30 protein-coding genes, 1 tRNA gene and 1 riboswitch are annotated in these 25,763 nt (G+C 39.2%); of the genes, 24 read left to right on the plus strand and 7 right to left on the minus strand.

Features of this window, described 5'->3' with window-relative positions:
- Window positions 1-5: 5 nt before the first annotated feature.
- The 5 genes from thiO (at window position 6) to Q4550_RS04465 (ending at window position 3,858) form a co-directional block, all read left to right on the plus strand.
- Entirely contained in the window at window positions 6-1,097 is a 1,092-nt protein-coding gene (gene thiO, locus Q4550_RS04445) for a glycine oxidase ThiO (protein WP_306558360.1), read from the plus strand.
- 16 nt (window positions 1,098-1,113) lie between these two features.
- Window positions 1,114-1,926 (plus strand): bifunctional hydroxymethylpyrimidine kinase/phosphomethylpyrimidine kinase, encoded by an 813-nt coding sequence (thiD, locus tag Q4550_RS04450; RefSeq protein ID WP_303530639.1) that lies wholly within the window; start codon window positions 1,114-1,116, stop codon window positions 1,924-1,926.
- 154 nt (window positions 1,927-2,080) lie between these two features.
- Window positions 2,081-2,776, plus strand: coding sequence for an ABC transporter ATP-binding protein (locus Q4550_RS04455; RefSeq protein WP_303530640.1), 696 nt, complete (start codon window positions 2,081-2,083; stop codon window positions 2,774-2,776).
- Between the two features lie 3 nt (window positions 2,777-2,779).
- Window positions 2,780-3,553 (plus strand): ABC transporter permease, encoded by a 774-nt coding sequence (locus Q4550_RS04460; protein ID WP_283153991.1) that lies wholly within the window; start codon window positions 2,780-2,782, stop codon window positions 3,551-3,553.
- The gene (locus Q4550_RS04465) at window positions 3,553-3,858 is read left to right on the plus strand and encodes an MTH1187 family thiamine-binding protein (RefSeq protein ID WP_194222151.1); all 306 of its coding nucleotides are present in this window, start codon (window positions 3,553-3,555) and stop codon (window positions 3,856-3,858) included. Before Q4550_RS04460 ends, Q4550_RS04465 begins: the two co-directional genes overlap by 1 nt.
- A 114-nt stretch (window positions 3,859-3,972) precedes the next feature.
- On the opposite strand, the gene Q4550_RS04470 is transcribed toward Q4550_RS04465, so the two are convergent.
- Both Q4550_RS04470 and Q4550_RS04475 read right to left on the minus strand, forming a co-directional pair.
- Window positions 3,973-4,158, minus strand: a complete 186-nt coding sequence (locus tag Q4550_RS04470) for a DUF2759 domain-containing protein (protein ID WP_098444211.1) — start codon at window positions 4,156-4,158, stop codon at window positions 3,973-3,975.
- A 147-nt stretch (window positions 4,159-4,305) separates the two neighbouring features.
- Window positions 4,306-4,785: a hypothetical protein gene (locus tag Q4550_RS04475; RefSeq protein ID WP_303530644.1), complete on the minus strand. Its 480-nt coding sequence runs from the start codon at window positions 4,783-4,785 to the stop codon at window positions 4,306-4,308.
- 73 nt (window positions 4,786-4,858) lie between these two features.
- Between Q4550_RS04475 and Q4550_RS04480 the strand changes: the two genes are divergently transcribed.
- Together Q4550_RS04480 and Q4550_RS04485 are read left to right on the plus strand one after the other, a co-directional pair.
- On the plus strand, window positions 4,859-5,500 hold the full coding sequence (locus tag Q4550_RS04480) for an MBL fold metallo-hydrolase (protein ID WP_303530646.1): 642 nt from the start codon (window positions 4,859-4,861) through the stop codon (window positions 5,498-5,500).
- Between the two features lie 24 nt (window positions 5,501-5,524).
- The gene (locus Q4550_RS04485; RefSeq protein WP_303530647.1) at window positions 5,525-6,598 is read left to right on the plus strand and encodes an SAM-dependent methyltransferase; all 1,074 of its coding nucleotides are present in this window, start codon (window positions 5,525-5,527) and stop codon (window positions 6,596-6,598) included.
- A 22-nt stretch (window positions 6,599-6,620) separates the two neighbouring features.
- Here the strand turns inward: Q4550_RS04485 and Q4550_RS04490 are convergent, their stop codons facing one another.
- Window positions 6,621-6,866, minus strand: a complete 246-nt coding sequence (locus tag Q4550_RS04490) for a DUF2626 domain-containing protein (protein WP_098444207.1) — start codon at window positions 6,864-6,866, stop codon at window positions 6,621-6,623.
- A 248-nt stretch (window positions 6,867-7,114) separates the two neighbouring features.
- Here Q4550_RS04490 and Q4550_RS04495 point away from each other — a divergent pair, with 248 nt between their 5' ends.
- Window positions 7,115-7,498 (plus strand): Spx/MgsR family RNA polymerase-binding regulatory protein, encoded by a 384-nt coding sequence (locus Q4550_RS04495; RefSeq protein WP_194222147.1) that lies wholly within the window; start codon window positions 7,115-7,117, stop codon window positions 7,496-7,498.
- A 5-nt stretch (window positions 7,499-7,503) separates the two neighbouring features.
- On the opposite strand, the gene Q4550_RS04500 is transcribed toward Q4550_RS04495, so the two are convergent.
- A tRNA-Gln gene (locus Q4550_RS04500) sits at window positions 7,504-7,578 on the minus strand.
- 349 nt (window positions 7,579-7,927) lie between these two features.
- Between Q4550_RS04500 and Q4550_RS04505 the strand changes: the two genes are divergently transcribed.
- The 11 genes from Q4550_RS04505 to Q4550_RS04555 all read left to right on the plus strand — a co-directional run bounded on the left by Q4550_RS04505 (window position 7,928) and on the right by Q4550_RS04555 (window position 14,185).
- Window positions 7,928-8,122 (plus strand): hypothetical protein, encoded by a 195-nt coding sequence (locus Q4550_RS04505; RefSeq protein WP_303530652.1) that lies wholly within the window; start codon window positions 7,928-7,930, stop codon window positions 8,120-8,122.
- Complete coding sequence (locus Q4550_RS04510; RefSeq protein WP_194222145.1) at window positions 8,103-8,417, plus strand: YbjQ family protein; 315 nt, start codon at window positions 8,103-8,105, stop codon at window positions 8,415-8,417. The genes Q4550_RS04505 and Q4550_RS04510 overlap by 20 nt, the downstream gene beginning before the upstream one ends.
- A 37-nt stretch (window positions 8,418-8,454) precedes the next feature.
- Entirely contained in the window at window positions 8,455-9,303 is an 849-nt protein-coding gene (locus Q4550_RS04515) for an alpha/beta fold hydrolase (protein WP_303530654.1), read from the plus strand.
- Window positions 9,304-9,463: 160 nt separating this feature from the next.
- A complete protein-coding gene (comGA, locus tag Q4550_RS04520; protein ID WP_303530656.1) occupies window positions 9,464-10,546 on the plus strand; it encodes a competence type IV pilus ATPase ComGA in 1,083 nt (360 codons plus the stop codon).
- Window positions 10,521-11,549 (plus strand): competence type IV pilus assembly protein ComGB, encoded by a 1,029-nt coding sequence (gene comGB / locus Q4550_RS04525; RefSeq protein ID WP_303530658.1) that lies wholly within the window; start codon window positions 10,521-10,523, stop codon window positions 11,547-11,549. The genes comGA and comGB overlap by 26 nt, the downstream gene beginning before the upstream one ends.
- Window positions 11,550-11,563: 14 nt before the next feature.
- Window positions 11,564-11,893, plus strand: a complete 330-nt coding sequence (gene comGC / locus Q4550_RS04530) for a competence type IV pilus major pilin ComGC (RefSeq protein ID WP_303530660.1) — start codon at window positions 11,564-11,566, stop codon at window positions 11,891-11,893.
- A complete protein-coding gene (gene comGD / locus Q4550_RS04535) occupies window positions 11,893-12,345 on the plus strand; it encodes a competence type IV pilus minor pilin ComGD (RefSeq protein ID WP_303530662.1) in 453 nt (150 codons plus the stop codon). The genes comGC and comGD overlap by 1 nt, the downstream gene beginning before the upstream one ends.
- Window positions 12,346-12,647: 302 nt before the next feature.
- A complete protein-coding gene (locus Q4550_RS04540; RefSeq protein ID WP_303530663.1) occupies window positions 12,648-13,067 on the plus strand; it encodes a ComGF family competence protein in 420 nt (139 codons plus the stop codon).
- Complete coding sequence (gene comGG / locus Q4550_RS04545) at window positions 13,018-13,440, plus strand: competence type IV pilus minor pilin ComGG (RefSeq protein ID WP_283153997.1); 423 nt, start codon at window positions 13,018-13,020, stop codon at window positions 13,438-13,440. Before Q4550_RS04540 ends, comGG begins: the two co-directional genes overlap by 50 nt.
- Window positions 13,437-13,934, plus strand: coding sequence for a shikimate kinase (locus Q4550_RS04550; RefSeq protein ID WP_303530664.1), 498 nt, complete (start codon window positions 13,437-13,439; stop codon window positions 13,932-13,934). The genes comGG and Q4550_RS04550 overlap by 4 nt, the downstream gene beginning before the upstream one ends.
- A gap of 56 nt (window positions 13,935-13,990) precedes the next feature.
- Entirely contained in the window at window positions 13,991-14,185 is a 195-nt protein-coding gene (locus Q4550_RS04555; RefSeq protein WP_303530665.1) for a YqzE family protein, read from the plus strand.
- A 48-nt stretch (window positions 14,186-14,233) separates the two neighbouring features.
- Here Q4550_RS04555 and Q4550_RS04560 read toward each other — a convergent pair whose 3' ends face one another.
- Together Q4550_RS04560 and Q4550_RS04565 are read right to left on the minus strand one after the other, a co-directional pair.
- Entirely contained in the window at window positions 14,234-15,028 is a 795-nt protein-coding gene (locus tag Q4550_RS04560) for a YqhG family protein (RefSeq protein ID WP_303530667.1), read from the minus strand.
- Window positions 15,006-16,676, minus strand: a complete 1,671-nt coding sequence (locus tag Q4550_RS04565; RefSeq protein WP_303530669.1) for a DEAD/DEAH box helicase — start codon at window positions 16,674-16,676, stop codon at window positions 15,006-15,008. Before Q4550_RS04565 ends, Q4550_RS04560 begins: the two co-directional genes overlap by 23 nt.
- Window positions 16,677-16,885: 209 nt before the next feature.
- Window positions 16,886-16,974: riboswitch (glycine riboswitch) on the plus strand.
- Window positions 16,975-17,147: 173 nt separating this feature from the next.
- Between Q4550_RS04565 and gcvT the strand changes: the two genes are divergently transcribed.
- Genes gcvT through gcvPB form a run of 3 tightly spaced genes read left to right on the plus strand, consistent with a single transcriptional unit; the run spans window position 17,148 to window position 21,072 of the window.
- Entirely contained in the window at window positions 17,148-18,248 is a 1,101-nt protein-coding gene (gene gcvT, locus Q4550_RS04570; protein ID WP_303530670.1) for a glycine cleavage system aminomethyltransferase GcvT, read from the plus strand.
- 26 nt (window positions 18,249-18,274) lie between these two features.
- A complete protein-coding gene (gcvPA, locus tag Q4550_RS04575; protein ID WP_303530671.1) occupies window positions 18,275-19,618 on the plus strand; it encodes an aminomethyl-transferring glycine dehydrogenase subunit GcvPA in 1,344 nt (447 codons plus the stop codon).
- The gene (gene gcvPB, locus Q4550_RS04580; RefSeq protein WP_303530672.1) at window positions 19,615-21,072 is read left to right on the plus strand and encodes an aminomethyl-transferring glycine dehydrogenase subunit GcvPB; all 1,458 of its coding nucleotides are present in this window, start codon (window positions 19,615-19,617) and stop codon (window positions 21,070-21,072) included. Before gcvPA ends, gcvPB begins: the two co-directional genes overlap by 4 nt.
- A gap of 165 nt (window positions 21,073-21,237) precedes the next feature.
- On the opposite strand, the gene Q4550_RS04585 is transcribed toward gcvPB, so the two are convergent.
- The gene (locus tag Q4550_RS04585) at window positions 21,238-21,609 is read right to left on the minus strand and encodes a rhodanese-like domain-containing protein (protein ID WP_194222130.1); all 372 of its coding nucleotides are present in this window, start codon (window positions 21,607-21,609) and stop codon (window positions 21,238-21,240) included.
- 290 nt (window positions 21,610-21,899) lie between these two features.
- Between Q4550_RS04585 and Q4550_RS04590 the strand changes: the two genes are divergently transcribed.
- Both Q4550_RS04590 and Q4550_RS04595 read left to right on the plus strand, forming a co-directional pair.
- Window positions 21,900-22,730: a lipoate--protein ligase family protein gene (locus Q4550_RS04590; protein WP_303530673.1), complete on the plus strand. Its 831-nt coding sequence runs from the start codon at window positions 21,900-21,902 to the stop codon at window positions 22,728-22,730.
- 404 nt (window positions 22,731-23,134) lie between these two features.
- A complete protein-coding gene (locus Q4550_RS04595) occupies window positions 23,135-25,699 on the plus strand; it encodes a vitamin B12-dependent ribonucleotide reductase (RefSeq protein ID WP_303530675.1) in 2,565 nt (854 codons plus the stop codon).
- Window positions 25,700-25,763 lie beyond the last annotated feature (64 nt).

The following is a 25,763-nucleotide window of genomic DNA, read 5'->3' on the forward strand; positions in this document are numbered from 1 at the left end:
CGATCATGGCTAACATTACGGTTGTAGGAGGCGGTGTGATTGGTCTCTCCATAGCATATGAATGCCGTACGAGGGGACATGAAACGACTGTAGTAGAAGCTCATAAGTGTGGGGGGCAAGCTTCAGGTGCAGCTGCAGGCATGCTTGCGCCTTATTCGGAAATTGAAGAAGATCCAGATGATTTTTTCAGGCTTTGCCAACATAGTTTAAAGCTTTTCCCGAAATGGCAGGAAGAAATTAAACAGAATTCAGAGGTTGATTTTGAATATTGCGAGAGCGGCAGTCTTTATTGTATCTATCATGAGGCTGATCGGCTGTCTCTTGAGACAAAGCAGGCCTGGCAACGTAAGTTTAACGTTGAATCTACAATATTAAATGCTGACGAAGTAAGAGTGAAAGAGCCAGGCCTTTCTCAAGATGTTGTTGCAGCATTATGGTGTCCAGAAGAGTCACATATTTATGCTCCTGGCTACGTCTCAGCACTTTTAGATGCTTGTCGCAAGTTAGGTGTTCGGGTGATAGAGAATGCGGGAGAGGCGACGTTTGAAGAGAATAACGTTGTGGTAAAAGGTCAACAAATCGAAAGCGATCGAGTTGTTCTTGCTGCAGGAGCATGGTCGATGTACTGGGAGGAAGCACTTGGTTTGACGTTGCCAATTTATCCAATACGAGGACAAATTTGCGCATATGAAGCCCCATCTCTCAATCACATTATTTTTACGAGTCAAGGCTATCTTGTAGCGAAAGCAAATGGATCAGTTGTTGCTGGTGCTTCGGAGGACATCGCTGGTTTTGATACAGCTGTTACGGAACATGGTGTAGGAAGACTTGAGAAATGGAGTAAGCAAGTGATGCCTGCCTTACAGCAGAAAAATCCATTTCATAAGTGGGCGGGGTTAAGACCTGCTACTCAAGATGGCTTTCCTATTATCGGAAAGCTAGATCATAAACCTAAGGTTATTTTAGCCACTGGTCATTATCGGAACGGAATCTTACTTAGTCCTGTTACAGCAAAGATTGTAGCTGATGAAATCGATGGAAGTGTTAGTGAATTAGGGCTCGGTCAATTTCGACCTGATCGTTTCCAGGTTATATAATGAAGGAGTGAGTTTTATGCGTAAAGCACTTACGATAGCTGGATCTGATAGTGGGGGAGGAGCTGGTATTCAGGCCGATTTAAAAACATTTCAAGAGCGGGAAGTGTTTGGGATGAGTGCCATAACGGCACTTACAGCGCAAAATACTCTAGGGGTTCACAATGTTTATCCCCAATCTATAGAAGCGGTTCAATCTCAGTTAGATGCTGTGCTATCGGATATTGGAACAGATGCTGTGAAAACTGGTATGCTTTTCTCTAGTGATATTATTTTGGGCGTTGCTGAGAAGATAAGAGAATACCAGGTGCCAAACCTTGTGATTGATCCTGTTATGATTGCGAAGGGAGGAGCATCACTCCTTCAAAAAGAGGCGATTCGTGCCATGAAGGAAGAACTCATTCCTCTTGGTACTATTATTACACCAAATATTCCTGAAGCTTCGGAGTTATTAGGTGGCGACTCAATTACTTCAGTTCGAGAAATGGAAGAAGCTGCAGCGGCATTACAACACTTTGGTGCAAAGGCTGTCCTTGTTAAAGGCGGACATATGGATGGAGAAACTTCGATAGATGTTTTGTATGCGAACCAACGTTTTTATCACTATGAGTCTAAACGTATTGATACAAAACATACTCATGGAACGGGATGTACCTTCTCTGCTTGCATAACTGCAGAGCTTGCGAAAGGACGAACAATACAAGAGGCGGTCTCAACTGCAAAAGAATTTATTACAGCAGCCATTGCGAATTCTCTTTCTATAGGTAATGGAATTGGACCTACGAACCACTCTGCTCATAGGCAAAAGCTAATAAGTGGAATGAAACAATAGCTCTGCACTGCGCAGAGTTTTTTATTTGGGGGGTGTCTTTTAGGATGAGAAGGTCGAAAATACATAAGCTATACACGAAATGCACTTTCTTATCATAGGTCATCAATGCATGATAGAATAATGGTGTTAATTTACAGTAAGGAAAGGTCGTCTCATGAATAAAATAATTGAAGTGAAAAATGTGAATAATGAACGTGTGTCAGATATTCATTTTGATATGCTAGAAGGATCATTAACAACGATCATCGGTCCTTCAGGCGCTGGAAAAAGTAGCTTATTGATGTTACTAAACCGATTAGAGGATCCTGATAGAGGTGAAATTCTCTTTAAAGGAAAGAAGCTAGATGAATTTCCAATCAGTCAGCTACGTCGAAATATTGGGATGGTCTTTCAACAGGCCCACTTATTTAATGGAACAATTGAAGATAATTTAAAGTTTGGACCGCTTCTAGAAAAGAAATGGAATGAAAAAATGGGCATTCAACTTTTAGAGAAAGTTCAATTGCCTCGTGATTTTTTAACAAAGGATGTGGAAAATTTATCTGGTGGTGAAGAGCAAAGAGTGGCATTTGCGAGAACGCTTGCTAATAATCCTGAGGTGTTGTTATTAGACGAGGTGACTAGTGCGCTTGATATGCGTACAGTTGATTGGATGGAAGAATTGTTACATACACTTGTGAATGAAGAAGGGAAGACAATTCTAATGATTACACATGATCTAAAGCAGGCGAAGAGGCTTGGTTCATACACTCTCTTTATGAATGAAGGGAAGATTGAAGAACAAGGAGAAACGAAAAAAATGTTTCAATCGCCTAAATCAGATGCTTTAAAGCATTTTTTGGAAGGATAACCGATGACTGAAATATCAAATCTATCTTTACTAACGATGATTCTCTTTGTCATGATCCCCGTGTCTCTTTCTTATTTATTTTCACTAGGAATTGGCAAATCCGCGATTTGGTCCTCCTTACGTGGGGTAGTTCAATTATTTTTTATAGGCTACATTCTTACTTTTTTGTTTTCAATGCCTGATTGGCAGGGAATAGGACTTTGGGTAGCGGTTATGCTGGTCATTGCTTCTCTACAAGCTGCCAAAAGAGGAAAGGGTATACCCTATGCCTTTTTGCTATCTCTTTGTTCTCTCATATTGATTGAAGTGTTTGTTCTCTCACTATGGATTATTTTTGATATCATTCCATTTAAATCAGAACAAGTCATTCCAATGAGTGGAATGATTATTGGTAATAGTATGGTTGCAACAGGTCTAGCATTTGAGAGAATGAAAAATGAGTTTCATGATAGCAAAGGGAAAATTCTTGCAGCGTTGTCACTTGGGGCAAATTCATCACAAGCTTCTCAAATGATCATAAGGAAAACAATTCGTGCGGCTATGATCCCTAACGTAGATGGATTAAAAACGATTGGTCTTGTACAATTGCCCGGTATGATGACAGGACTTATTCTAGGTGGCGCTTCGCCCATTGAAGCTATACGATATCAAATTGTAATATCGATAAGCATCTTCTCATCCGTTTCCATATGTGCGATGATTATATCGTTAGTTACATACCGCTTTTTCTATAATCGAAAGATGCAGTTATTAGAAGTCAAAGGAGGAAATAAATAATGGCAATTGTAGACGTGACGGTTATTCCGATTGGTACAGAAACTCCTAGTGTCAGCAAATATGTAGCTGAGGTACAGAAAATTCTTGAATCTTATTCAGATCGAGTTACTTATAGGTTAACACCAATGAGCACTCTAATTGAAGGGGAAATAGCAGATCTTCTCGAGGTGGTCCATGCCATACATGAAGCACCTTTTCAAGCGGGGATAGAGCGTGTCGCTACTAACCTTCGTATAGATGATCGTCGTGATAAAAAGGTTAAGATGGATGATAAACTTGATTCGGTAAACAGGCACTTAGAATAAGTGCCTGTCATCATTTAGTTGATTACTGGTTGTTTTGCTATACTGTGACAGGTTCATAAGCTTATTCTTTTCATTTTTCTTCAAAATAAAAAAACAGCCATTTAGGCTGTTTTTTTAGTGGCCTCCGCCGCCCCCAGATCCGAAAAGTATATCGATCATTGTGGCAACAGTAAAGGCGCCGAATACAAGCACTGTTAATCCTGCAAAGGCAAGGCCCATAAAGTTCTTTTCACGAAGAGAACGGAATACGCCCCATACGCAAAATAACGTAACGATTGCAAAAATAATTGCTAACCCCATTTGGAATACCTCCCTATCCATGCACTCTTTATCAGTATACCCGTAAAATAGCTGTTGCATGGTTAAATCATAAATTTTTCTAACTTGCGTGGTATGTACGATAAGTCCTTTCTTATTTTAACCGTTTTCTTTTCGTTTGTCGAGGTGTTATTCAACCAAAAATGTAAGTTCAATGTTATAAGCTCGAGCAATACCCTCCATTAGTTCAATGGACATATGATCAACAAAAAAGAGTTCACCCTCTTTGCATATTAAATGCTCTTCCATTTGAAGAATCGCCATTTCGATTTGCGACTGCTCTCCGTTCCTTATAGTGAAGCAGGAGATCATCTTTTTATAAAGAAAATACTCATTGTTTTGAGAAACAAAGCCATAATCTGAAAAAGAGGGAGTTATTTCTGTGTTTGGAGAAAGGTATAGAAGTGAGTAGAACTCTTGAAATATATTTTTTGAAATGTAGTATTTCTGAAGAGCAACAGCTTCTTCACGATCATTTAGAATAACGAGCTGTTTATCTCGATCAAACACTTTTGCAAGTTCGGCTGTCTTTTTCACTATCTGGGCCATGAAGCCAGGTAGTTTATTATTTGGGGGATTCATTTCTACGCCATACATGTTTTTCAACATAAACATCTCCTTTTGTACAACCTTTTGTATAGTGTAGAATAAGAAACATAATCTTTCAATGGAGGCGACAACAATGAAATGGAAACAAATGGCTGTTGGGCCGGTGCAAGCAAACGCAGGATTCTTATGGAATGAGAAAAATGAGGCTCTTATCATTGATCCGGGAGCTGAAGGTGGTCGAATCAAAAGGAAAGTGGAAAAGCTAGAACTTAAACCAATCGCTATTCTTTTAACTCATGCTCATTTCGATCATATTGGAGCGGTGGATCTGATAAGAGAAACGTATCAAATCCCAGTTTACTTACATATTTATGAGGAAAAATGGCTTTCAGATGCTTCTTTAAATGGCTCTAAGCTGTTTCCGGTAGTTGATAATATTGAAGGTAAGCCGGCTGATCATTTAATTGAAAGTGAAGGGGAAATGACAATTGGACCGTTTCAATTTGAGGTATTTGAAACGCCAGGACATTCACCTGGTAGCGTCTCATTTTATTTTAAAGACGTTAATTTAGTCTTTTCAGGTGATGCCCTTTTTGCAGGTAGCGTAGGAAGAACGGATCTTCCTGGTGGAAATCAAAAGCAGCTGCTGAACAGTATACATAACCGCCTTCTAGTATTACCAGAAGAAACGATTGTAGCCTCTGGTCATGGACCGTCTACGACTATAGAAGTGGAGATGGCAGAGAACCCGTTTCTAAATGGATTTTCTTTATAAATGACGTCTTTAAGGGATGAAATCATGAAGGAGATCGAGCGTAGTCATGGAGGCGCTATATCGTTCGAGAAATTTATGACACTGTCTCTTTATCATGAGCGGTATGGCTATTACCAGGTAAATCAACCAAAAACAGGTCGAAACGGTGATTTCTATACATCTACAAGTGTTCATGATGTTTTTTCTAGAATTATGGCTCGGGTTCTGATTGCGGATATTCACAAGCATAATCTTGCCCCTTTTATTGTTGATGCAGGATCTGGTGATGGGAACTTCATTGCCTCCTTTCTTGATGAAGTGAAACAAAAAGACCAGAAACTTTTTCATCAACTAACTTATTGTGTGATAGAAGCAAGTCAATACCATCGTCGTCTAATTGAAGAAAAGGTGCACGAGCTTAACGTGAGAATATATTCTTCACTTTCGGAAATAAAGAATGACGTACCTATATTAAACGGTATTCTTTTATCCAATGAACTGTTAGATGCTTTTCCTGTTAGGGTTGTAGAGAAATTTCAAAATCAATTGTACGAAGTATGTGTGGAAATCGATCATCGTGGTTCCTTTAGGGAGATCTACAAACCTTGTACAGATGCAAAGCTAATCAAATGGTTAAATCATCATGACGTTGTTCTTGCGGAAGATCAACGCTTTGAAGTACCGTTGATCATGAGCGATTGGCTTTATGAGACTGGTGAATGGATTTCCGAGGGGAAAGTTTATACAATTGACTACGGCTATACGAACGAGGAATGGCAACATCCTGCAAGGAAAAGAGGGAGTCTGCGCGGATACAGGAAACACCAATTAATGGAAGACGTTCTTCAGTATCCAGGGGAAATGGATTTAACCACCCATGTTTCTATTGATGCAATTGAAAAGATTGGAATAGAAAATGGCCTAGAATGGCTTGAGTGCTTGCCGCAGGGACAGTTTCTTTTGAAGCATGATCTATTAAGCTTTATTAAGCAAGTCAATCCAGATAAACCGTTTTCTAATGAACAAAAACAAAATCGAGCAATTAGATGGTTAGCGGAATCAAATCAGTTTCTTGTCATGATTCAACAAAAGCGCCAAAGAAAAAAAGACGATGCATAAGCATCGTCTTTTTTCGTTCGAATTAATGTCCGCCTGATCCAGGCGTCATCATGAACACTGACCAGTATGAAAAACCGACCATAAATAAAGTTAAGTATACACCAAAAATATACAGATAAGTACGTTCTGTTAAGTTTAAATAACTTAACGCTAAAAACATGCCGGCCTGGCCAAGGAACAGCAATCCCAATACTGGCATCTCACCAACAAAGCCCATTAGTGAGAAAATGCCGGTCCAGAAAGCTAAAACTCGGTACATTCTAGGCATAATAGTTCCTCCCTTGCTCGTTCATTACTCATACATATCGTATTATATATGAGGTTCTGTAGAAAAGTAAATGCTAGTCTCATGGCAAAATAATGACTTTCCTTATTTAACCTTGAAAAGGGTTCCAATTTATTATCCCAAATCGTTCACAAAAATACAAATCTTTTTCTTGTACAATATTTGTTTAAGTGTTGTATAATGTGGGTATTGTTAGTTATTAACGGAAAACGAAACGGGGAGGATTTAAATTGGAAGATAAATTGTTGTTTTACACTTATCCAAGTTGTACCTCATGCAGAAAAACGAAAGCCTGGTTAAAAGAAAATGGCGTTAATTTTGAGGAGCGTCATTTATTTAAAGACACACCTTCCATTGAAGAGCTAAAAGAAATTATCACTCTTTCTACTGACGGAATCGAAGAAATTCTAGCTAGAAGGAGTAGCTCTTTTAAAAAGCTAAATGTTGAAATTGACGATTTAACCATAACAGAGATGTTAGAGCTCATGCATAACGAACCTAAACTTCTTAGAAGACCTATCGTAACAAATGGAAAAAAACTGATTGTGGGCTATAACAAATCAGGACTTCAGAACTTAAAACAGCGAAAGAAAAAACTCGCGGTGGTTTCATAAGAAATTGGCTGGGCTAGCTGGATTCGAACCAGCGCATGACGGAATCAAAATCCGTTGCCTTACCGCTTGGCTATAGCCCAATCATGTATTTCTCTGATAGTATGATCAGAGAATCAGTAACTTATACTCACATTGAAGGTGCGAATTGTAATGGTCTCTTTTTTCTGAGTTAGCACGTTAAATAATAAGTAATGTATGTTTTAGGAATGTCCTACTGCTTATTTGAATAAGATAGCATCATAATCCATGTCACAGCGATATGCGGAAAACTTCTGCGTATCGCTTTTTTTGTAGTTTTTTAAAGATTGTATATATAATTAGTGAAAATATGTTCACTAATAAAAGCGAAATTTTCAGAGAAAATGAAGTAAAGTAGTTCCTAATAAGGTATTCTTTAAGGAGTAATTGAAGAATGGAGGGGAGAGCATAATGAAGATATTCCTCATAACTAGCTCCTCTGTATTTCAGTTCCTTATTGTAGTAATGTTCTTTATCCAGAAAGTTTGGGTGCCGTTCGTTGCGTTGGCATATGTTCTTTCCCTTTTATTATTAATTCTTGTACTAATAAAAGAACGAAGATCGATGGAGAGAGGAGAAAAAAGTGATGATGATCGTAACTACTGATGAGATAGCAACGAAAGAGATCAAGGAAGTTATTGGGTATGTTCGTGGGAGCACAGTTCAATCCAAACACGTAGGGAAAGACATACTAGCAAGTCTTCGAACAATAGTAGGTGGAGAAATAACAGAATATACAGAAATGATGACGGAAGCACGGCAAAGAGCTATCGCAAGAATGGTCAAAGACGCTGAAGGAAAGGGAGCAAATGCAATTGTCGGTTTTCGCCTTCAGTCTTCAGCTGTAATGTCAAGCGCATCAGAAATTATAGCTTATGGAACAGCGGTTATTATAGGATGACGGGATACACGCAACCTAAGTAAAGGGAGTGGTCTATATGTGGAAACAAACGCTTATTAATACAAAGCGAGGGACTTTTGAAGTTTTTATCAAAGGGAACGGTCCTCCATTATGTGTGACGCACCTGTACTCTCAATTTAATGAAAGCGGAGACTATTTTGCAGATACGTTTACGAATAGTCATAAAGTCTACTTAGTTAATTTAAAGGATGCGGGTCATTCAGATTCTGTAAACGCACCTTATGAGTATTTTATGTTGGAGACTGTATTTGATCTTGAAAGTGTGAGATCAGCTCTTGGAGTTAAACAGTGGACATTCGCTGGTCATTCTACGGGAGGGATGCTTGGTTGTGTATATGGAATTCATGCATCCCGTTCGCTTATAGCCATAATAATAGTAGGAGCTGCAGCTAGAGAATATGGTTCTTCGTCGTCAGCATGTATATATAACTCTGCGCATGAGAATTATCACATCATGCAGCATTACATAGAAAAACTAAAAGACTCGAGACTTGGTGATGATGAGCGGGAAAGGATCACCAGAGACAGAACCAAGCTGTCTCTTTATTTGCCAGAAAAATATCAAGACTATTTTTCAAAACGAATAAATAAAAAGATGGCAACAAATCGGATGAACTTTTTTGCCCGCGAAATCATCCAATTTGATGTAACGAAACAACTTAATATAATATCTGCCCCAACTTTAATAGCGTGTGGGAAGCATGACGTCCAGTGTCCCTTATCATTTTCGGAAGAAATAGCGTATGAAATTCCAAATTCCCAACTGGCTATTTTTGATCAAAGCAATCATTATCCTTTTCTTGAAGAAAAAGCATTATTTGAAATAAGGGTTCATGATTTTCTCAATGATGCGTCATTTAGATAATGTATATTGAGTATAAATCCCAAATCATTATTGAGCGCCAGTCAAAAAGAAATTTCTTTATTTAAGAAGGAATTGCCATTTGCCTGGCGAATCCTTCTCTTTACGATTTAAAAATCGTGACTGGTTTTGCTGTCAATTTATATGAAAGGAAGGTGTGTTTTTGCTGAACATTGAAGAAAAAGGAAAGGATATTATTAAGCAAGCGGTGGAAGTAGGGGCCTCAGATGTACACTTTCATCCGAAGGAAAAAGGAGCGTTGATTCAGTTTCGTGTTGATAATAGACTTTATGATGCGCTTTGGCTTCCTATGATGGTAGCAGAAAAGCTATTGTCTCATTTTAAATTCCTCAGTGGTATGGATATTGGAGAGAAGCGTCGCCCACAAAATGGGGCCATGGATATGGTTCTATATCCAAGAAAACTCCACTTAAGACTCTCAACGATTCCCACCCCTTATCACGAAAGTCTTGTCGTTCGTATCCTTCCGCAAGATGAAACCCACTCCTTTAAAGAACTCTTTCTTTTCCCCTCAACTGCAACTAGACTTCTCCAAATCGTAAGTTGTAACAGTGGCTTATTTATGATTACAGGACCAACAGGTTCTGGAAAAACTACAACGATGTATTCCCTCCTTCAAACTCTCAGCGTTAAGCGGCATAGGCGAGTTCTTACAATTGAAGATCCCATCGAAAAGCGCAATCCTGATTTTATTCAAATGGAAGTCAATGAGAAAGCTGGACTATCTTATTATGAAGGGTTCAAAGCTGGGCTCAGGCATGATCCGGATATTCTTGTCGTTGGGGAAATAAGAGATGAACAAACTGCCCAACTCGCTATTCGAGCTAGCATGACGGGGCATCTTGTGGTTTCAACGCTACACACCGGAAGTACGCTAGAGTGCATTCCGAGATTACTTGAGTTTGGTATTCCTCTTCATAATATTACTCAAACGTTAAGAGGAGTCGCCACTCAACGACTTGTTCCCCTAAAGTGTCCCTATTGTCAAGTATGCTCTCTGGAGTGTCTAAAGCGAAGAACACGAAGAAAACTTGCTGTCGTTGAAATCCTCGCGGGTATTCACCTTCAAAAAGCCCTCGATCATCCAGAACTTTTATCGATTCCTGGTCAATCCACCATTAAAGATTACATTCTTCGAGCCTATGCCCTAGGTTATATTCAAAAAGAGACTGTCGAGAAGGAGTTGGGATTATTTAATCGTGAAACGATTCAAATGGAAGCTTGACCGTAAAGCAGATTTTCTTTGTCGTATAGGGAAAATGCTTGAGGAAGGATACTCACTTGCCAAATGTTTGGAGGTATACGCCTTATATCAAAACGATCATATTCGATCAAATATTGAAATGATTATTATCAGACTTAAGGGTGGTGATTCCTTTCACGATGTTTTAGCAGATTTTCAGTTTCCAGCAGATATCTTATCCTATTTATATATGTCTGAGCAGCGAGATTTTGCAACCGGTATTTCGGCATCCGGTCAGTTGATGAAAACGCGAAGTGAATGGCAAAAACGACTTAGAAGTACGCTTGCTTACCCCATCTTCTTATTTTGGATGACAGCGATCATGCTGTTTGTCGTAGGAAAGTATTTACTTCCTCAATTTAATACGCTCTATCACTCCCTTGATGTTCCACTCCCTTTTATTTCAAGATTTTTTATGACGCTCGTGAGATTTACTCCGGCTATTTTTGTCGGTTTAATTTTACTTTCTATTGTTCTTTACCTATCCAATTTGATAAAAAACAAGAAAAGTTCAGCTGTACACAGAATGCTTCTCTACAGTAAAATTCCGTTCGTGCATTTTTTTATTCCTCTTTATCTGACACATCATACCTCTCTTCACCTGGGGCTCCTACTTCAAAGCGGTCTTTCAATTGCAGAAGCTTTCTCGTTATTAACTAAACAATCTCACTTTGTGTTTTTTCAAGAAGAAGCCGAACGTGTTTCACGATCATTAATGAGGGGTGAAAAATTAGAGGATTTATTTGATCAGACACGTTTGTATGTTCCTGAATTCAAAGAAATTTTAATGCATGGCCAGGCAAGTGGGAATTTAGGAAGAGAGCTAATCTTATATGGGGAGGTGATCGGTGAACGGTTTGAGGAGTTGGTAAAAAAAGGATTCATGATTTTGCAACCAGTTAGTTTTGTCGGTGTTGGTCTTGTCGTTATGTTGATGTTTATGTCTATTCTTTTACCGATGTTTTATTATTTGCAAAATATTTAAAGGGGAGATTGTAAATGAAAATAAGGAAATGGTTAGGTCTTATTAAAGATGAGAAAGGGTTTACGCTAATTGAAATGATGATTGTTATTATGATCATTTCAATATTGCTTTTAATTGCGGTACCAGGATTAACTAAAAACAATGAGGTTGTTGAGGCGAAAAGCTGCGAGGCCACGATAAAAGTTGCCCAAACACAGGTAGCGGCGTATAAAGCGAATTTTGGATCCTATCCAACTTCAATCAATGATCTTGTTTCAGAAGAATACCTAGACATGGATGAAGTAACTTGTCCTGGAGGTGAAGAGTTAACCGTCGCCGATGGGAAGGTAAAGCTAGCTAACTAATGTTTTTTCGTGTGCAATTCAGAAATTCTTTTGGCTACACCATGCTAGAAATGATGATTGTTCTCTCCGTTTTATCAATTCTTCTATGTCTGATCTTTCTACACATATCCCCTACGCAAAATGCTTCTTCCACACGACATTTTCTTGGCGACATCCAATCAGATCTAAGGTATACCCAGGAGCTTGCATATGTAAATAAATCCTCGTATCGATTTTCCATTTCACCTAGTAAAGGGTCGTATAGTATACAGGGCACCGCATCTACGGTAGTGAAGTCGAATGAAATTCCAGAACATATTACGATTGATGAAGGAACAATGGGGTATCAAATTGTGTTTGGGGGGAATGGAAACGTTCAAAAAGCAGGAACACTTTATATAAAGGCTGGCAAGGAGGAGTATAAACTTGTGGTGCAGGTGGGAGCTGGTCGTTTCTATATTAAAAAGTTGTAAAGGCTATTCTTTGCTTGATGCATTAACTGGTCTCTCTATCTTAACGATCTTATCTTCAAGTATATTACCGATTTATTCCCATCTTTATGAAGAGCGAGAGGTGATACATGTGCGAAAAACTGCAGTGATATTGCTTGATCAATACTGGAGGGGAATGGTCTTGGAGGGGAGAATTCTACCTGCAAGCGAAACCGTTAAAGGCTCCAAATTTTCCTTTTTAGTAATGGCTGATAAAGTGTGTGTTTCTTTTGATAGCGGAGTAAAAACTGAATCAATGATATGTAAAAGCTTACCGCAAGATAATGAATGAAAAAGGGATTACATTACTAGAATTGATGTTAACTGTGACCATTCTCATTGCGATTGTATGTGTGCTTCCTTTGATAATGAACGCTTCTTTACAAGAAGTGAATGCAGATTTTCAGCATGAGGAAGCACAATTATTCTTTCATTTGTTTTCTAAAGAAGTTCGAGAATCTTCTCGAATTCAGATCCATAATGGTGGAATTGAGATGTTGTCGAAGAACGGAACAACTATACGATACGAACGCTACGGATCGTCCATTCGGCGTAGAGTAAACAATGCTGGGCATGAAATTGTATTACAGAACATTCGCGAGTTATTTCTTGAAGTAACTGATGGAAGAGTGATTGTTGAGGTGGAACTTGCTGATGGACAGAAAGAAAAGCGCGCTATATTTCAAATGTCTTATAAACCTTAATGAAAAAGGTTATATGACGGCTATGATGATGATGATTAGTACGCTGCTTCTTGGGTTTGTTTTTCATTTATGGAATGTGACACAAAATGAGCGAGTTTTTCTTGATCGTGAAGAGGAAGAAATTAAGAAGCAGACCTTGCTAGTCCTTAGTATGAAAGATACAATTTCATATATACAGAAAACAGGGGGATCTAGTGCGGAAAGAACGTTTACGTACAATGAAGGTACAGTTCGCGCTGTGATTAATTCTTCTTCTGATGTATTGCAAATTACGTTGAGTGGAACGACGGATAATGGAATACGCGTAGCTGCGTCTTTTCAATACAATCAAATGATGAAGCAAGTCGTAGAATGGAGTGAAGGTTCAACATGAGAGCGGTCTATTTAACAGGATTTATGGGCTCTGGCAAAACAACTATAGGTGAGGGATTATCTCAAGCGTTATCGCTGAAATCGGTTGATACAGATGAGCATCTTACGAAAATGCAAGGGAAGACCATTCCTGCCATTTTTGATGAGGAAGGAGAATCTGCATTTAGAAAGTATGAATCAGCCTCTCTAAAAGATCTACCAACTGAAAACGTGATTATTAGTACAGGCGGTGGGATTGTTTTAAAAGAAGAAAATCGAACATTTATGAAGCAAAATGGAACGGTGATTTACTTACATTGTGAACCAGAAGAAATCATAAAGCGACTTGAAGGTGATACATCAAGGCCTTTACTTGCTGGAGCCGATCTAAAACATAAGGTTCATACGATATTCAAAGAGCGATTATCATTCTATCGTGAAGCTGAATATGAAATTGACACAACGAAACGTTCAGTAGGGGGAATTGTAAAGGAAATATGTAACCTGCTTGGTTAAACAAAGAATAAATGGGCATCCTTAAAATAGAAGACAACTATTAAAGGGTGATCAAGATGTCATCAAATGATCTTGTGAAATATATGACTCAGCAAGTTGTGTCTTATATTGATCAACCAAAAGAGGAAAGGCAGCAACAGCGTGCTGTCAAAAAAGCCAAAAAGCAACCATTTTTGTTTCGATGGTTTGGCATTATCCCTATGTCGATTTTAATGTTTGTTAAAAAAAAGAAACTTGAAAGCTCGGACTGACTCGTCTGAGCTTTTTTGTATGGATTCGCTAATTTTAACATTCTTCGTTTAGGAAGGATGTGACTCAATACCTGGTGCTAAATGAAAGATGCCCCCGTTAATTATTTCTGCCGTAATTGTTGGCTCATATTGTTTTCGAAGAGCATCTCTTTCAACTTGATAGCTCTGATCATTGGTTTTTCCGTTATAAAATTGATCAAGAAGGTTTAAATCAGTAGCCCATCTCATTTTTGCTTCTTCTGCCCATTCTGAATCCTCCTGTGAAATAAGCATTTCTACCACATCTTCAAGTCTCTTCAAGCCGCTTGAGGGTTTAATAATAGGCGTTATTGTAAAAGCATAATCTGGAATTTTAGGAGTGAGTTTCTTTGTTAGTAATAACTGGTGAAAGTCATCAACAACCGCTCCGCTTACAAGGTGTAGACCGAGGGAGAGGAGACGGTGTTTCTTTCGATCACACTGATAAGATATTTTAATATTAAGGCAGAGCCATGGATGAAGAGAATATTGTTGTTGATAATTTGTTTGCACATCCTCAAAAAGTCGGATAGAGGACGCAAGCTTTTTAGTAGAAGAGAAAATTTGATGTAGTCTTGGCGCACCAAAGTGAACGAACTCCCCTTTTTCATCGCTTGATTGGTTTGTAATTAGTGTGAGTGTCATTGGTCGAGGAGTACCACCAGTCTTCTCAAGATAGTGCCAATAAAAAGGGCGGTTCATTAGTTCTTTATCAAGATCAATCGTTAATTGGACGTCAAGATAGCCGGATTTTTCTTCTCGAATCTGGCAGTCATTGGCAAGGAAATACGAGCGCAGATAATTATGAATATTTTCTTGTTGCATCTGTCTCCTCCTTCTGATAATTGATAAGCTCTTTAATATTCTCCATCTTAATTCGGATTTCACCTTCGCTTTCAGAGTGTAGAAGTATATCAGAAATATGCTTTTCAATATCGCGCATACCAAGTCGTGTCAAAATCTCATCTAATTGTCCAATAACACTTTCAAATAGTTGAATTTTTTCATATAAGAGGGTAAGGATATGCTCTTCAACTGTGTGCTTCGTAGCAAAATTATAAATGTGCACATCGCTTTCTTGCCCAAGTCGATGTATTCTACCGATGCGCTGCTCAATTCTCATTGGGTTCCAAGGTAGATCGTAGTTGATAACGTGCTGACAGAATTGAAGATTGATTCCTTCTCCCCCTGCTTCTGTTGCAATGAGGACTTTTGCGTGATTTTTGAAGAGTTCTCTCATCCAGTCTTTTTTTCCCCGTTTAAATCCACCCCTAAATGGGACGGACGTAATTCCATGTTCTTTTAAAAACCACTGTAAATATAATTGAGTCGCTCGATATTCTGTGAAAATAATGACCTTACCTTCGATTGATTGCACCAATTCAAGGGCCTTTTCTGCTTTTGAATTTGTTGGCACTCCTTCAATTTTTTTAATTAACATTTGAATGAGAGTTTTAGAAGAGTCGTCAAGGTGTTCTTTATCAAGCATTTTTTTTAATGTCATATATGCTGCTTCGCGGCTTGAACAGATTTCTCTTAGTAAAGTGATGATCGAGAATTGACTTCTCGTAGCCACTGGCTGTTTCTTTAGCGCTTCGACTGAACGATAAAGCTCATCTTCTTCAGGTGAGAAAGAAATAGGTACTGTTTGAACAATACGTTCTGGCCAGTCCATTCCAGTATCTTCACGCCGGTTTCTGACCATCACTTTTTGAATGAGAGCGCGAAGCCTTTCTTCGTCTTCGAGCTTTTTTACTTTACCATTGTAGTCTTTTTCGAAATTTTCCAAGCTTCCTAGATGTCCTGGTTTTAATAACGATACAAGGTTAAAGACTTCATCAAGACGATTTTGAACAGGGGTAGCCGTTAATAGCAGACAGAACTTTTTAGGTAAGTGCTGTACAAATTCATAATTTTTTGTACGACTATTCTTTAGACGATGTGCTTCATCGATAATAACCATGTCGTAGTTCTGCTCATAAACTATTGAGCGATGAGGCTCTCGTTTAGCTGTATCTATCGATGAAACCACAACATCACATTGATCCCATACATAGCTTTTCCTTTGGACTACAGCTGGAATGTAGAATTTTTGATTTAATTCAATAGCCCATTGTGATACTAATGATGCCGGAACAAGGATCAGAACTTTTTTGACAAGACCCCGAATCATATATTCTTTAATAATCAAACCAGCTTCAATGGTTTTTCCAAGTCCAACTTCATCTGCTAGAATCGCTTTTCCGTTCATTTCCTCTACAACTCGCCGAGCTGCTTCAAGCTGGTAAGGATGTGGTGTTAAATGAGGGAGATGTGATGGCGCCTGTAAGCCTGCGAAAGTGGGGATGGTTGTATGATGCTCAGCTTCAATAGCCAGTTTAAAAAGGTCCCAGTTAGCCCAGGGGCCGTCTTCATCAATTTGTTTCAGAAAGTTGTTTGTCCACTCTTGATCAAATTTCAATTCTGTTCTCAAAATGAAAACCCTTTCTCGATAAAGATTATTTACGAATGATACGTGATTAATGTATAATAATGTTCGTGTTTAATATATTAGTTAAAATACTTTCATTATTAAAAAGATTGTTGCCAATGCCACTATGGTAGTGGTAGGATTGAAATCGAAAGCACTATTAGTATGAATCAATCAGTAGAATCCAATACCTTAAAACTGAAAATAGGCGAATGAAAGCAAGAGGAGAGACTGCTATATGCAGCGCCGAAGGAGCAAACAAATTTGTGAATCTCTCAGGCAAAAAGACTCTTGCTAGACGCACCTCTGGAGAGAGCTTTTATAGCCGCCAAAGATGTAATTCTCGCGTAATGTGAGGAGAAACTTTCAGGTCAACGGGACAGAGAAACCGCGCTACTTAAAGCGGTTTTCTCTGTCCTTTTTTATGCTTCGTTAAAACGCTTTTTAAGATGAATGATTTTAGGAGGGAATAAGATGAGTGAACTATTAAAGACACCATTATTTGAAACCTATAAAGCTATGGGCGCTAAAACAATCGATTTTGGAGGATGGGCTCTTCCGGTTCAGTTTTCAAGTATTAAAGAAGAGCATGAGGCCGTTAGAACGAGAGCAGGTTTATTCGATGTTTCTCATATGGGAGAAATTGATGTTAGTGGTGAACAGTCGCTTCATTACCTTCAAAAGATGATGACAAATGATATAAGCAAACTAAAGGTCAACGGTGCTCAATATACAGCAATGTGCTATGAAGATGGCGGAACTGTGGATGACCTTCTGGTGTATAAGCACTCAGAACACCATTATTTATTGGTAGTTAATGCCGCTAACACTGAGAAAGATTTTGACTGGCTTGAAAAACACCTTATCGAAGGAGTTTCTATTCAGAACATATCAAGTCAGATGGCCCAACTTGCTATTCAGGGTCCGCAAGCAGAGGTGATTCTCCAACGTCTAACGGAGGTGAATCTTTCAACTATCGGTTTCTTTAAATTTCAGAATGAAGTCGTGATTGAGGGCATTAATACGTTAGTGTCTAGAACCGGCTATACGGGTGAAGATGGTTTTGAACTGTATACTTCTTGGGAGGATGCCCCTTCACTGTGGAAGGCGATTCTTGCTGCGGGGGAGCCAGAAAACATTCTACCTTGTGGCCTTGGGGCTCGCGATACGCTTCGCTTTGAGGCAAAGCTAGCTCTTTATGGGCAGGAGTTAACGAAAGATATTTCTCCGCTAGAAGCGGGAATAGGTTTTGCTGTTAAAACTAGTAAAGAAGCTGATTTCATCGGAAAATCTGTTTTACTAAGTCAGCGTGAAAATGGTCTTGAGCGAAAGTTAGTTGGGATTGAAATGACTGGACGCGGGATTCCGCGGACCCACTATCCTGTTTACAAAGGGGAACAATTGATTGGCGAAGTTACTACTGGGACACAATCTCCAACTTTGAAAAAAAATGTTGGTCTTGTATTAATAAAGAAAGAGTTTACAGAAATGGGTACTGAGCTAGATGTTGAAATTCGTAACAAACGTGTGGGAGCTAAAGTTGTTCCATCACCATTTTATAAAAGACAGAAATAAAGGGAAATAGAGGAGGAGAAAAACATATGAAACATCGCTACTTGCCGACAACTGATCAAGATCGAAAGGAAATGCTTGAAACAATTGGAGTGGACTCTGTCCAAGCTCTTTTTGAAGATATTCCGGAGGCTATTCGTTTTAAGGGAGATCTTAAAGTAGAGAAACAGTTATTTGAACCTGAACTGATTCGATATATGTCAAAACTGGCTTCTAAAAATGCGAATATACAGGAGAATGTATCTTTTCTTGGTGCTGGTGTTTATGATCACGCCATTCCTTCTGTTGTAGATCATGTGATTCGTCGCTCAGAGTTTTATACAGCTTATACTCCATATCAACCTGAAATTTCACAAGGGGAATTGCAGGCCATTTTTGAATTTCAGACAATGATAAGCGAACTTACTGGAATGGATGTTGCGAATTCCTCGATGTATGATGGTCCAACTGCTCTTGCCGAAGCTGGTCTGCTCAGTGCTGGGCAAACTAAAAAGAAAAAGATCATTGTTTCAAAGAGCGTACATCCTGAAGCCCGTGCTGTTATTGATACATATGCGCGTGGACAGCGTCTTTCAGTGGTTGAAGTAGATACGATGAATGGGTGTACAGATCTTAATAAATTGAAAAATGAAATCGACGAAGATACTGCATGTGTTATGGTTCAGTACCCGAACTTTTTTGGTCAGTTAGAGCCCTTACCCGAAATTGAAAAGCTTGTTCATGAGCAAAAAGCGATGTTTGTTGTTTCAAGTAATCCGCTTGCCCTTGGTCGTTTAACTCCTCCAGGAGAGATGGGGGCAGATATCGTTGTTGGAGATTGTCAACCGTTTGGAATTCCGGCACAGTTTGGTGGACCACATTGTGGTTATTTCGCAGTGACAAAAAAACTGATGCGAAAAGTACCAGGTCGTTTGATTGGGCAAACAACTGATGATAATGGACAGCGCGGTTTCGTTCTAACCTTACAAGCACGCGAGCAACATATTCGAAGGGATAAAGCGACTTCGAATATTTGTTCCAATCAGGCGTTGAATGCTCTTGCCTCTTCAGTTGCTATGAGTGCTCTTGGTAAAGAAGGCGTTCGACATATGGCGGAGCAAAATATGAAGAAAGCTTATTATGCGAACAGTCAGCTGAAACAGGCGGGAGTTGAAACCGTTTTTGATGGAGTGTACTTCAATGAATTCGTGATTAAATTAAACGGTTCGGTTAAAGATCTTAATCGAAAGTTATTAGAAAAAGGGATTATTGGTGGATATGATCTTGGGAGAGATTATCCAGAATTGAAGGATCATATGCTTATAGCCGTTACAGAGAATCGGACGAAAGAAGAAATTGATGCATTCATAAAAGAAGTGGGGGGAGCACAATGAGTAAAGATCAGGCATTAATATTTGAACTAAGTGAACCGGGGCGTATTTCTTATAGTCTACCTGAACTTGATGTTCCTGATATGGATCTAGATCAGTGGTTGCCAGAAGAGTTTAATCGTAAAACAGAACCAGAGTTACCAGAAGTGTCAGAATTACAATTGATGCGTCATTATACAGCCTTGTCTAAGCGTAACCATGGAGTGGATTCTGGATTTTATCCACTTGGGTCTTGTACGATGAAGTACAATCCAAAAATTAACGAAGATGTAGCAAGGTATCCTGGCTTTGCCTTCATACATCCGCTTCAAGAAGAGGAGGGCGTTCAAGGAGCGCTAGAAATGATGTACAATCTTCAGGAAAACCTCGTGGCTGTAACAGGTATGGATGAAGTAACGCTTCAACCTGCAGCAGGTGCTCACGGAGAATGGACAGGATTAATGATGATCCGTGCTTATCATGAAGCGAACGGTGAATTCAATCGCACAAAGGTCATTGTTCCAGATTCAGCTCACGGTACAAACCCTGCTTCTGCAACAGTTGCTGGTTTTGAGGCAGTGACAGTGAAATCAAATGGAAAAGGTCTAGTTGATCTTGAAGATTTAAAACGTGTAGTAGATGAAGATACGGCTGCGCTGATGCTTACAAATCCAAATACACTTGGACTATTTGAAGAACAGATTACAGAGATGGCGTCAATTATTCATAACGCAGGTGGAAAGCTATATTACGATGGTGCAAATATGAATGCTATTATGGGGGCTGCTCGTCCTGGAGATATGGGCTTTGATGTTGTGCACTTAAATCTACACAAAACTTTCACTGGACCTCATGGCGGTGGTGGACCTGGATCTGGACCGGTTGGGGTTAAATCTGATTTAATTCCTTACCTTCCTAAGCCTGTACTCGTAAAGGAGAATAATGCCTATCGTTTCGAGTATGACCGTCCTCAGTCCATTGGTCGTGTAAAGCCTTACTATGGTAATTTCGGTATCAATGTTCGAGCATATACGTATATTCGTACTATGGGGCCAGAAGGCTTAAAGCAAGTATCGGAAAATGCGGTATTAAATGCTAACTATATGATGAGACGCTTACAAGATGCCTTTGTGTTACCTTATGAACAGCACTGCAAGCATGAATTCGTGATTTCAGGAAAAAAACAAAAGAAACTTGGTGTCAGAACGCTTGATATGGCAAAGCGACTGCTAGACTTTGGTTACCACCCGCCAACGATCTATTTCCCAATTAACGTTGAGGAATGTATGATGATTGAACCTACGGAGACAGAATCAAAAGAAACACTTGATGAGTTCTGTGATGTACTGCTTCAAATTGCAAAAGAAGCAGAGGAAAATCCGGAAATTGTTCAGGAAGCCCCACATACAACAGTTATTGGTCGCCTTGATGAAACCACGGCTGCCAGAAAGCCTGTTTTACGTTATCAAAAAGCCTAATGCTTATTGATAGGCCCTGTTAACTTATATTGTTCACTACTCGATTATGGCTCATTCAAATGAGAGATACGTTTAACATGGATAAATCAATGATGCAAAATCAACAAAGCCATTTTGAGTTGCTGAATAGCAATCAAAAAAAGCAGCTGCAAAGGCAGCTGCTTTTTATTTTTTCTTTACTTTGCCGCCCCATTTTTTGAAGCCGCCTTTTAATTGATAAAGATCTTTAATGCCATGTTTTCTAAGAATGCTTGCAGCACGAGCTACAATAATTCCGTTGTAGTCGTACATATAAACTGGCTGATCTTTGCGGATTTCTTTAATTCGCATTTTTAGCTGACTAACAGGGATGTTTCTTGCCCCTAGAATATGGCCATTATCAAATTCGTTTGGTTCACGAACATCAATCAGTTGGGCTTTACGATAGCCGGCACGGAATTCTTCCTCCGTTAACGTTTTCAAATTCCTCTTTTGCATGTATCGAGTTATGACAACATACACAATGATCGCGACGAGTATTGCGATAATCCATTCCATAAACTTTGTTACACCCTTTCAAGTAAAATCGACAACTTTAAGTTTACACGTCTTTTCGGCTTTCCGCAAAAGAAAAAAAGGAATAACTATAAAAAGAATAGGTAGTGTTCAGTAATTAAATCAAATTTGTTCTAAATTAGTTGGGATACGCCTATACTCGAAAGATCGAAAAACAAATAATGTTCAAGACATAGCTAAAATAATTGAGAGTGTTCATTGGTCATCCATTTTCTCCTCTGCTAGAATAGGGAAGGTGTTAGAAAACTGACAGTGATAAAGGAGTTCCGAAAATGAAGCAATGGGCATTTATTGATTCGGGAGAACGTTCTCCGGCTTATAACATGGCACTTGATGAAGCATTATTGAAATGGCATAGTGATGGGACTATCCCCCCTGTTATTCGATTTTACGGTTGGAATCCCCCAACACTTTCAATTGGTTATTTCCAGCGTATCGAACGTGATATTAATATGGATGCTGTAGAAAAAAATGGTCTAGGGTTTGTGAGACGCCCTACTGGTGGAAGAGCTGTCCTTCATGATCAGGAAGTGACTTATAGCGTTATTGTCTCTGAAGATTATCCAGACATGCCCTCAACCGTAACAGAAGCGTACCGGGTTATTTCAGAAGGGTTATTGATTGGTTTCAGAAAACTTGGATTGAATGCTTATTTCGCTGTTCCTGAAACGGATGCAGAGAAAGAAGAGCTACGTGCACCAAGATCGGGTGTGTGTTTTGACTCTCCATCCTATTATGAACTTGTTGTAGAAGGGCGAAAAGTCGCTGGGAGCGCTCAAACTCGTCAAAAAGGTGTCATTCTCCAGCATGGATCGATTTTGCTTGACATTGATGAGGACCAATTGTTTGATTGTTTCAAATTTAAAAATGAACGGATACGTGAGCGGATGCAGCGAGGTTTTAGAAAAAAGGCTGTAGCTATTAATTCACTCCGTGAAACTCCTGTATCGATATCTGAAGCGGTTAAAGCTTTTTATGATGGTTTTCAACAGGGACTTGATATTGAATTGGTTCCATATCAACTAACGAATGAACAAGAGTCCTTTGTTGTTCAACTAGCAGAGGAGAAATACGCTAGCAAGGAATGGAACTTTAGCAAATAAGCACCTTCGTTGGGTGCTTTTTCCTATTGACTTAACAAGAACAAATGTTCTAATCTTAATCATGGTCTGTTAACTGATTAACTTTTGTCTCCAATGTTAAAAAGGCAGAGTGTGGAAAAATGTGCAATAGACAAAATTCCTCTTTTTTCTCTATTCTTCTAATCTAATCTTTATTTATCGAGGAAAACCTTTCATTTTCACTGGATTTGAAAGTTGACAAATCGCTAAAGTATTCGCTCTTTTACTATATGTAGTATTGATTGAAGAATTCTGAACACTATATATGGTTAAAAATGATTGTCTGGTTCGTGTACATGTGCTACTATTAATCAAGACGATTTATCATAGCTACATACATCTAGAGATGCTCTTAAGTGTATAAATGTCGAAACGGAGGGGTTTATATGACAATACAAACCAATGAAAAAAGAAGATCTATTAACATTGAGCAGTTGAATAAGGATATTGAAATGTTTGCGCAGGTTCATCCGATTACAGAGGATATGCATCTAACTCACAAAGGTGTTAGTCGTCTTGTGATGCTTGACCGCTATGCATTTAAAGATACAGAGAAAAAGACATTACAAAAAGGTGATTTTGTTGTCTTAACGATTAAAGAAGATCCAAAATTTCCAGCAAGAGGTCTTGGGTATATTGAAGAATTCGATCTTCAATCTAAGAAAGCAACTGTAGCTGTTCATGAGGATTACGTTGGCGTCTTAGACACAGAAGAAGAAAGAGAATCAGGTATTATTGTCCGTTCGTTGGATGTCATAGAAAAGCCCTTGGAAGTATATTATGAGCAAATTGCTCGTCGTAATGCACGTGGCCTTGCTGATGTAGAGAAAACAGATGGGGAAAAGACATATTGGGAAGATCGTTTCTATAAAGAACTTTCATCTATGAACTTTGTTCCTGCAGGGCGTGTGCTTTACGGAGCTGGAGCTGATACGGAAGTGACGTACTTTAACTGTTACGTTATGCCGTTTCCACAGGATTCAAGAGAAGGTATTTCTGAACACCGTAAACAAGTAATGGAGATTATGAGTCGAGGTGGTGGAGTAGGAACGAACGGATCTACACTTCGTCCTAGAAACACGCTTGCTAGGGGTGTGAATGGTAAATCATCAGGTTCGGTTTCATGGCTGGATGATATTGCGAAGCTGACGCATCTAGTGGAGCAAGGTGGCTCAAGACGTGGGGCCCAAATGATTATGCTCGCTGACTGGCATCCTGATATTATTGAATTTATCATTTCAAAAATGCAGAATCCACGCATTCTTCGTTTCCTTATGGAGAATACAAAGGATGAACAAATTAAGAAACTTGCAGAAGATAAGTTGAAATTCACACCGCTCTCAGAGTCGGAAAGATCTATGTACCAAAGTATCTTAAACTACCGTAGTATTCCCGGAACAGGTGGCTTTGAAGAAAAAGTGATGCAGGATGCGCAGGATAAGCTTGCAACGGGTGGAACGTATTCTGTCCACAATCCTGACTTCTTGACTGGTGCAAACATCTCGATTTGTTTAACGAAAGACTTTATGGACGCGGTTGAAAATGATTCTGAATATGAACTTCGATTCCCGGATGTAGAGAACTATACGAAAGAACAAATGGCACTTTATAATGAGAACTGGCATGAATCAGGGGATGTACGTGACTGGGAGAAGCAAGGCTTTCCAGTAAGAACTTATCGTAAGGTTCAGGCAAAAGAGCTGTGGGATTTAATTAATATTTGTGCTACTTACTCTGCAGAGCCAGGTATCTTCTTTATTGATAATGCAAATGAAAAAACAAACGCAACTTCTTACGGTCAAAAAGTTGTCGCTACTAACCCATGTGGTGAGCAACCATTAGCACCTTACTCTGTATGTAACCTAGCAGCAGTGAACCTTGCTGAGATGGCTAATAAAGAGACAAAGACTGTTGATTTCGATAAGCTGAGAGAAACGGTTGAAGTTGGCGTACGCATGCAAGATAACGTTATTGATGCGACACCTTACTTTTTAGAAGAGAATGAGAAGCAAGCTCTTGGCGAACGTCGAGTAGGACTAGGAGTAATGGGGCTACACGACCTTCTTATATACTGTGAAACAATATATGGATCAGAAGAAGGGAATAATTTAACAGATCAGATTTTTGAAACAATTGCTACAACAGCTTATCGTGCTTCTGTGGACCTTGCTAAAGAAAAGGGAAGCTTCCCTTTCCTTGAGGGTGAAACAGTTGCGGAGACAAATAGATTACGTGAAGCATTTGTTAACACAGGTTATATGCAACAAATGCCAAATGACCTACGCGACAGCATTATGGACTATGGTATACGTAATTCACATCTTCTAACAGTTGCGCCTACTGGGAGCACTGGCACGATGGTAGGGGTGTCCACCGGTCTTGAGCCTTACTTCTCTTTCTCTTATTACCGTAGTGGACGACTTGGTAAATTTATTGAAGTAAAAGCAGATATTCTTGCAGAGTACTTTGAAAGAAACCCAGAAGCTGATACAGAAAACCTTCCGGAATGGTTCGTTTCAGCAATGGAGCTCGCACCAGAAGATCATGCTGACACTCAGTGCGTTATTCAACGCTGGGTTGATAGCTCGATTTCAAAAACTGTTAATGCTCCAAAAGGGTATTCAGTGAAACAAGTGGAAGCAGTTTATGAGCGTCTATATAATGGAGGAGCCAAGGGCGGTACCGTTTATGTAGATGGTAGCCGTGATTCTCAGGTTCTAACTCTTAAAGCAGAAGAAAATTCATTTGAACAGCTTGAGTTTGAAGGTGGCATGCAAGAAAAGAAGCAAGTAGTCCTAGTTGACACGATTACAGATCTACGCTCTACAGACGTTACTATCGGGTCTGAAGTAGGTAATACGTGCCCTGTTTGTCGAAAGGGTCAGGTAAAGGAAATCGGTGGATGCAATACTTGTGATAATTGTGGTGCACAGCTGAAGTGCGGACTTTAATAGCTAACTGATGTAAGAGAAGGATAGACGGAAACGTTTATCCTTCATCTTTTTGTGCGTAGAT

Origin of the sequence: Anaerobacillus sp. 1_MG-2023, assembly GCF_030547345.1 — a bacterium.
In the GTDB taxonomy this organism is placed as follows: domain Bacteria; phylum Bacillota; class Bacilli; order Bacillales; family Guptibacillaceae; genus Guptibacillus; species Guptibacillus hwajinpoensis_B.

What these genes read in the sequence shown, in the direction of transcription:
- thiO (WP_306558360.1), top strand. Translation starts at nt 6, where the DNA reads ATGGCTAACATTACGGTTGTAGGAGGCGGTGTGATTGGTCTCTCCATA.
- thiD (WP_303530639.1), top strand. Translation starts at nt 1,114, where the DNA reads ATGCGTAAAGCACTTACGATAGCTGGATCTGATAGTGGGGGAGGAGCT.
- Q4550_RS04455 (WP_303530640.1), top strand. Translation starts at nt 2,081, where the DNA reads ATGAATAAAATAATTGAAGTGAAAAATGTGAATAATGAACGTGTGTCA.
- Q4550_RS04460 (WP_283153991.1), top strand. Translation starts at nt 2,780, where the DNA reads ATGACTGAAATATCAAATCTATCTTTACTAACGATGATTCTCTTTGTC.
- Q4550_RS04465 (WP_194222151.1), top strand. Translation starts at nt 3,553, where the DNA reads ATGGCAATTGTAGACGTGACGGTTATTCCGATTGGTACAGAAACTCCT.
- Q4550_RS04470 (WP_098444211.1), bottom strand. Translation starts at nt 4,158, where the DNA reads ATGGGGTTAGCAATTATTTTTGCAATCGTTACGTTATTTTGCGTATGG.
- Q4550_RS04475 (WP_303530644.1), bottom strand. Translation starts at nt 4,785, where the DNA reads ATGTTGAAAAACATGTATGGCGTAGAAATGAATCCCCCAAATAATAAA.
- Q4550_RS04480 (WP_303530646.1), top strand. Translation starts at nt 4,859, where the DNA reads ATGAAATGGAAACAAATGGCTGTTGGGCCGGTGCAAGCAAACGCAGGA.
- Q4550_RS04485 (WP_303530647.1), top strand. Translation starts at nt 5,525, where the DNA reads ATGAAGGAGATCGAGCGTAGTCATGGAGGCGCTATATCGTTCGAGAAA.
- Q4550_RS04490 (WP_098444207.1), bottom strand. Translation starts at nt 6,866, where the DNA reads ATGCCTAGAATGTACCGAGTTTTAGCTTTCTGGACCGGCATTTTCTCA.
- Q4550_RS04505 (WP_303530652.1), top strand. Translation starts at nt 7,928, where the DNA reads ATGAAGATATTCCTCATAACTAGCTCCTCTGTATTTCAGTTCCTTATT.
- Q4550_RS04510 (WP_194222145.1), top strand. Translation starts at nt 8,103, where the DNA reads ATGATGATCGTAACTACTGATGAGATAGCAACGAAAGAGATCAAGGAA.
- Q4550_RS04515 (WP_303530654.1), top strand. Translation starts at nt 8,455, where the DNA reads ATGTGGAAACAAACGCTTATTAATACAAAGCGAGGGACTTTTGAAGTT.
- comGC (WP_303530660.1), top strand. Translation starts at nt 11,564, where the DNA reads ATGAAAATAAGGAAATGGTTAGGTCTTATTAAAGATGAGAAAGGGTTT.
- comGD (WP_303530662.1), top strand. Translation starts at nt 11,893, where the DNA reads ATGTTTTTTCGTGTGCAATTCAGAAATTCTTTTGGCTACACCATGCTA.
- Q4550_RS04540 (WP_303530663.1), top strand. Translation starts at nt 12,648, where the DNA reads ATGAATGAAAAAGGGATTACATTACTAGAATTGATGTTAACTGTGACC.
- comGG (WP_283153997.1), top strand. Translation starts at nt 13,018, where the DNA reads ATGGACAGAAAGAAAAGCGCGCTATATTTCAAATGTCTTATAAACCTT.
- Q4550_RS04550 (WP_303530664.1), top strand. Translation starts at nt 13,437, where the DNA reads ATGAGAGCGGTCTATTTAACAGGATTTATGGGCTCTGGCAAAACAACT.
- Q4550_RS04555 (WP_303530665.1), top strand. Translation starts at nt 13,991, where the DNA reads ATGTCATCAAATGATCTTGTGAAATATATGACTCAGCAAGTTGTGTCT.
- Q4550_RS04560 (WP_303530667.1), bottom strand. Translation starts at nt 15,028, where the DNA reads ATGCAACAAGAAAATATTCATAATTATCTGCGCTCGTATTTCCTTGCC.
- gcvT (WP_303530670.1), top strand. Translation starts at nt 17,148, where the DNA reads ATGAGTGAACTATTAAAGACACCATTATTTGAAACCTATAAAGCTATG.
- gcvPA (WP_303530671.1), top strand. Translation starts at nt 18,275, where the DNA reads ATGAAACATCGCTACTTGCCGACAACTGATCAAGATCGAAAGGAAATG.
- gcvPB (WP_303530672.1), top strand. Translation starts at nt 19,615, where the DNA reads ATGAGTAAAGATCAGGCATTAATATTTGAACTAAGTGAACCGGGGCGT.
- Q4550_RS04585 (WP_194222130.1), bottom strand. Translation starts at nt 21,609, where the DNA reads ATGGAATGGATTATCGCAATACTCGTCGCGATCATTGTGTATGTTGTC.
- Q4550_RS04590 (WP_303530673.1), top strand. Translation starts at nt 21,900, where the DNA reads ATGAAGCAATGGGCATTTATTGATTCGGGAGAACGTTCTCCGGCTTAT.
- Q4550_RS04595 (WP_303530675.1), top strand. Translation starts at nt 23,135, where the DNA reads ATGACAATACAAACCAATGAAAAAAGAAGATCTATTAACATTGAGCAG.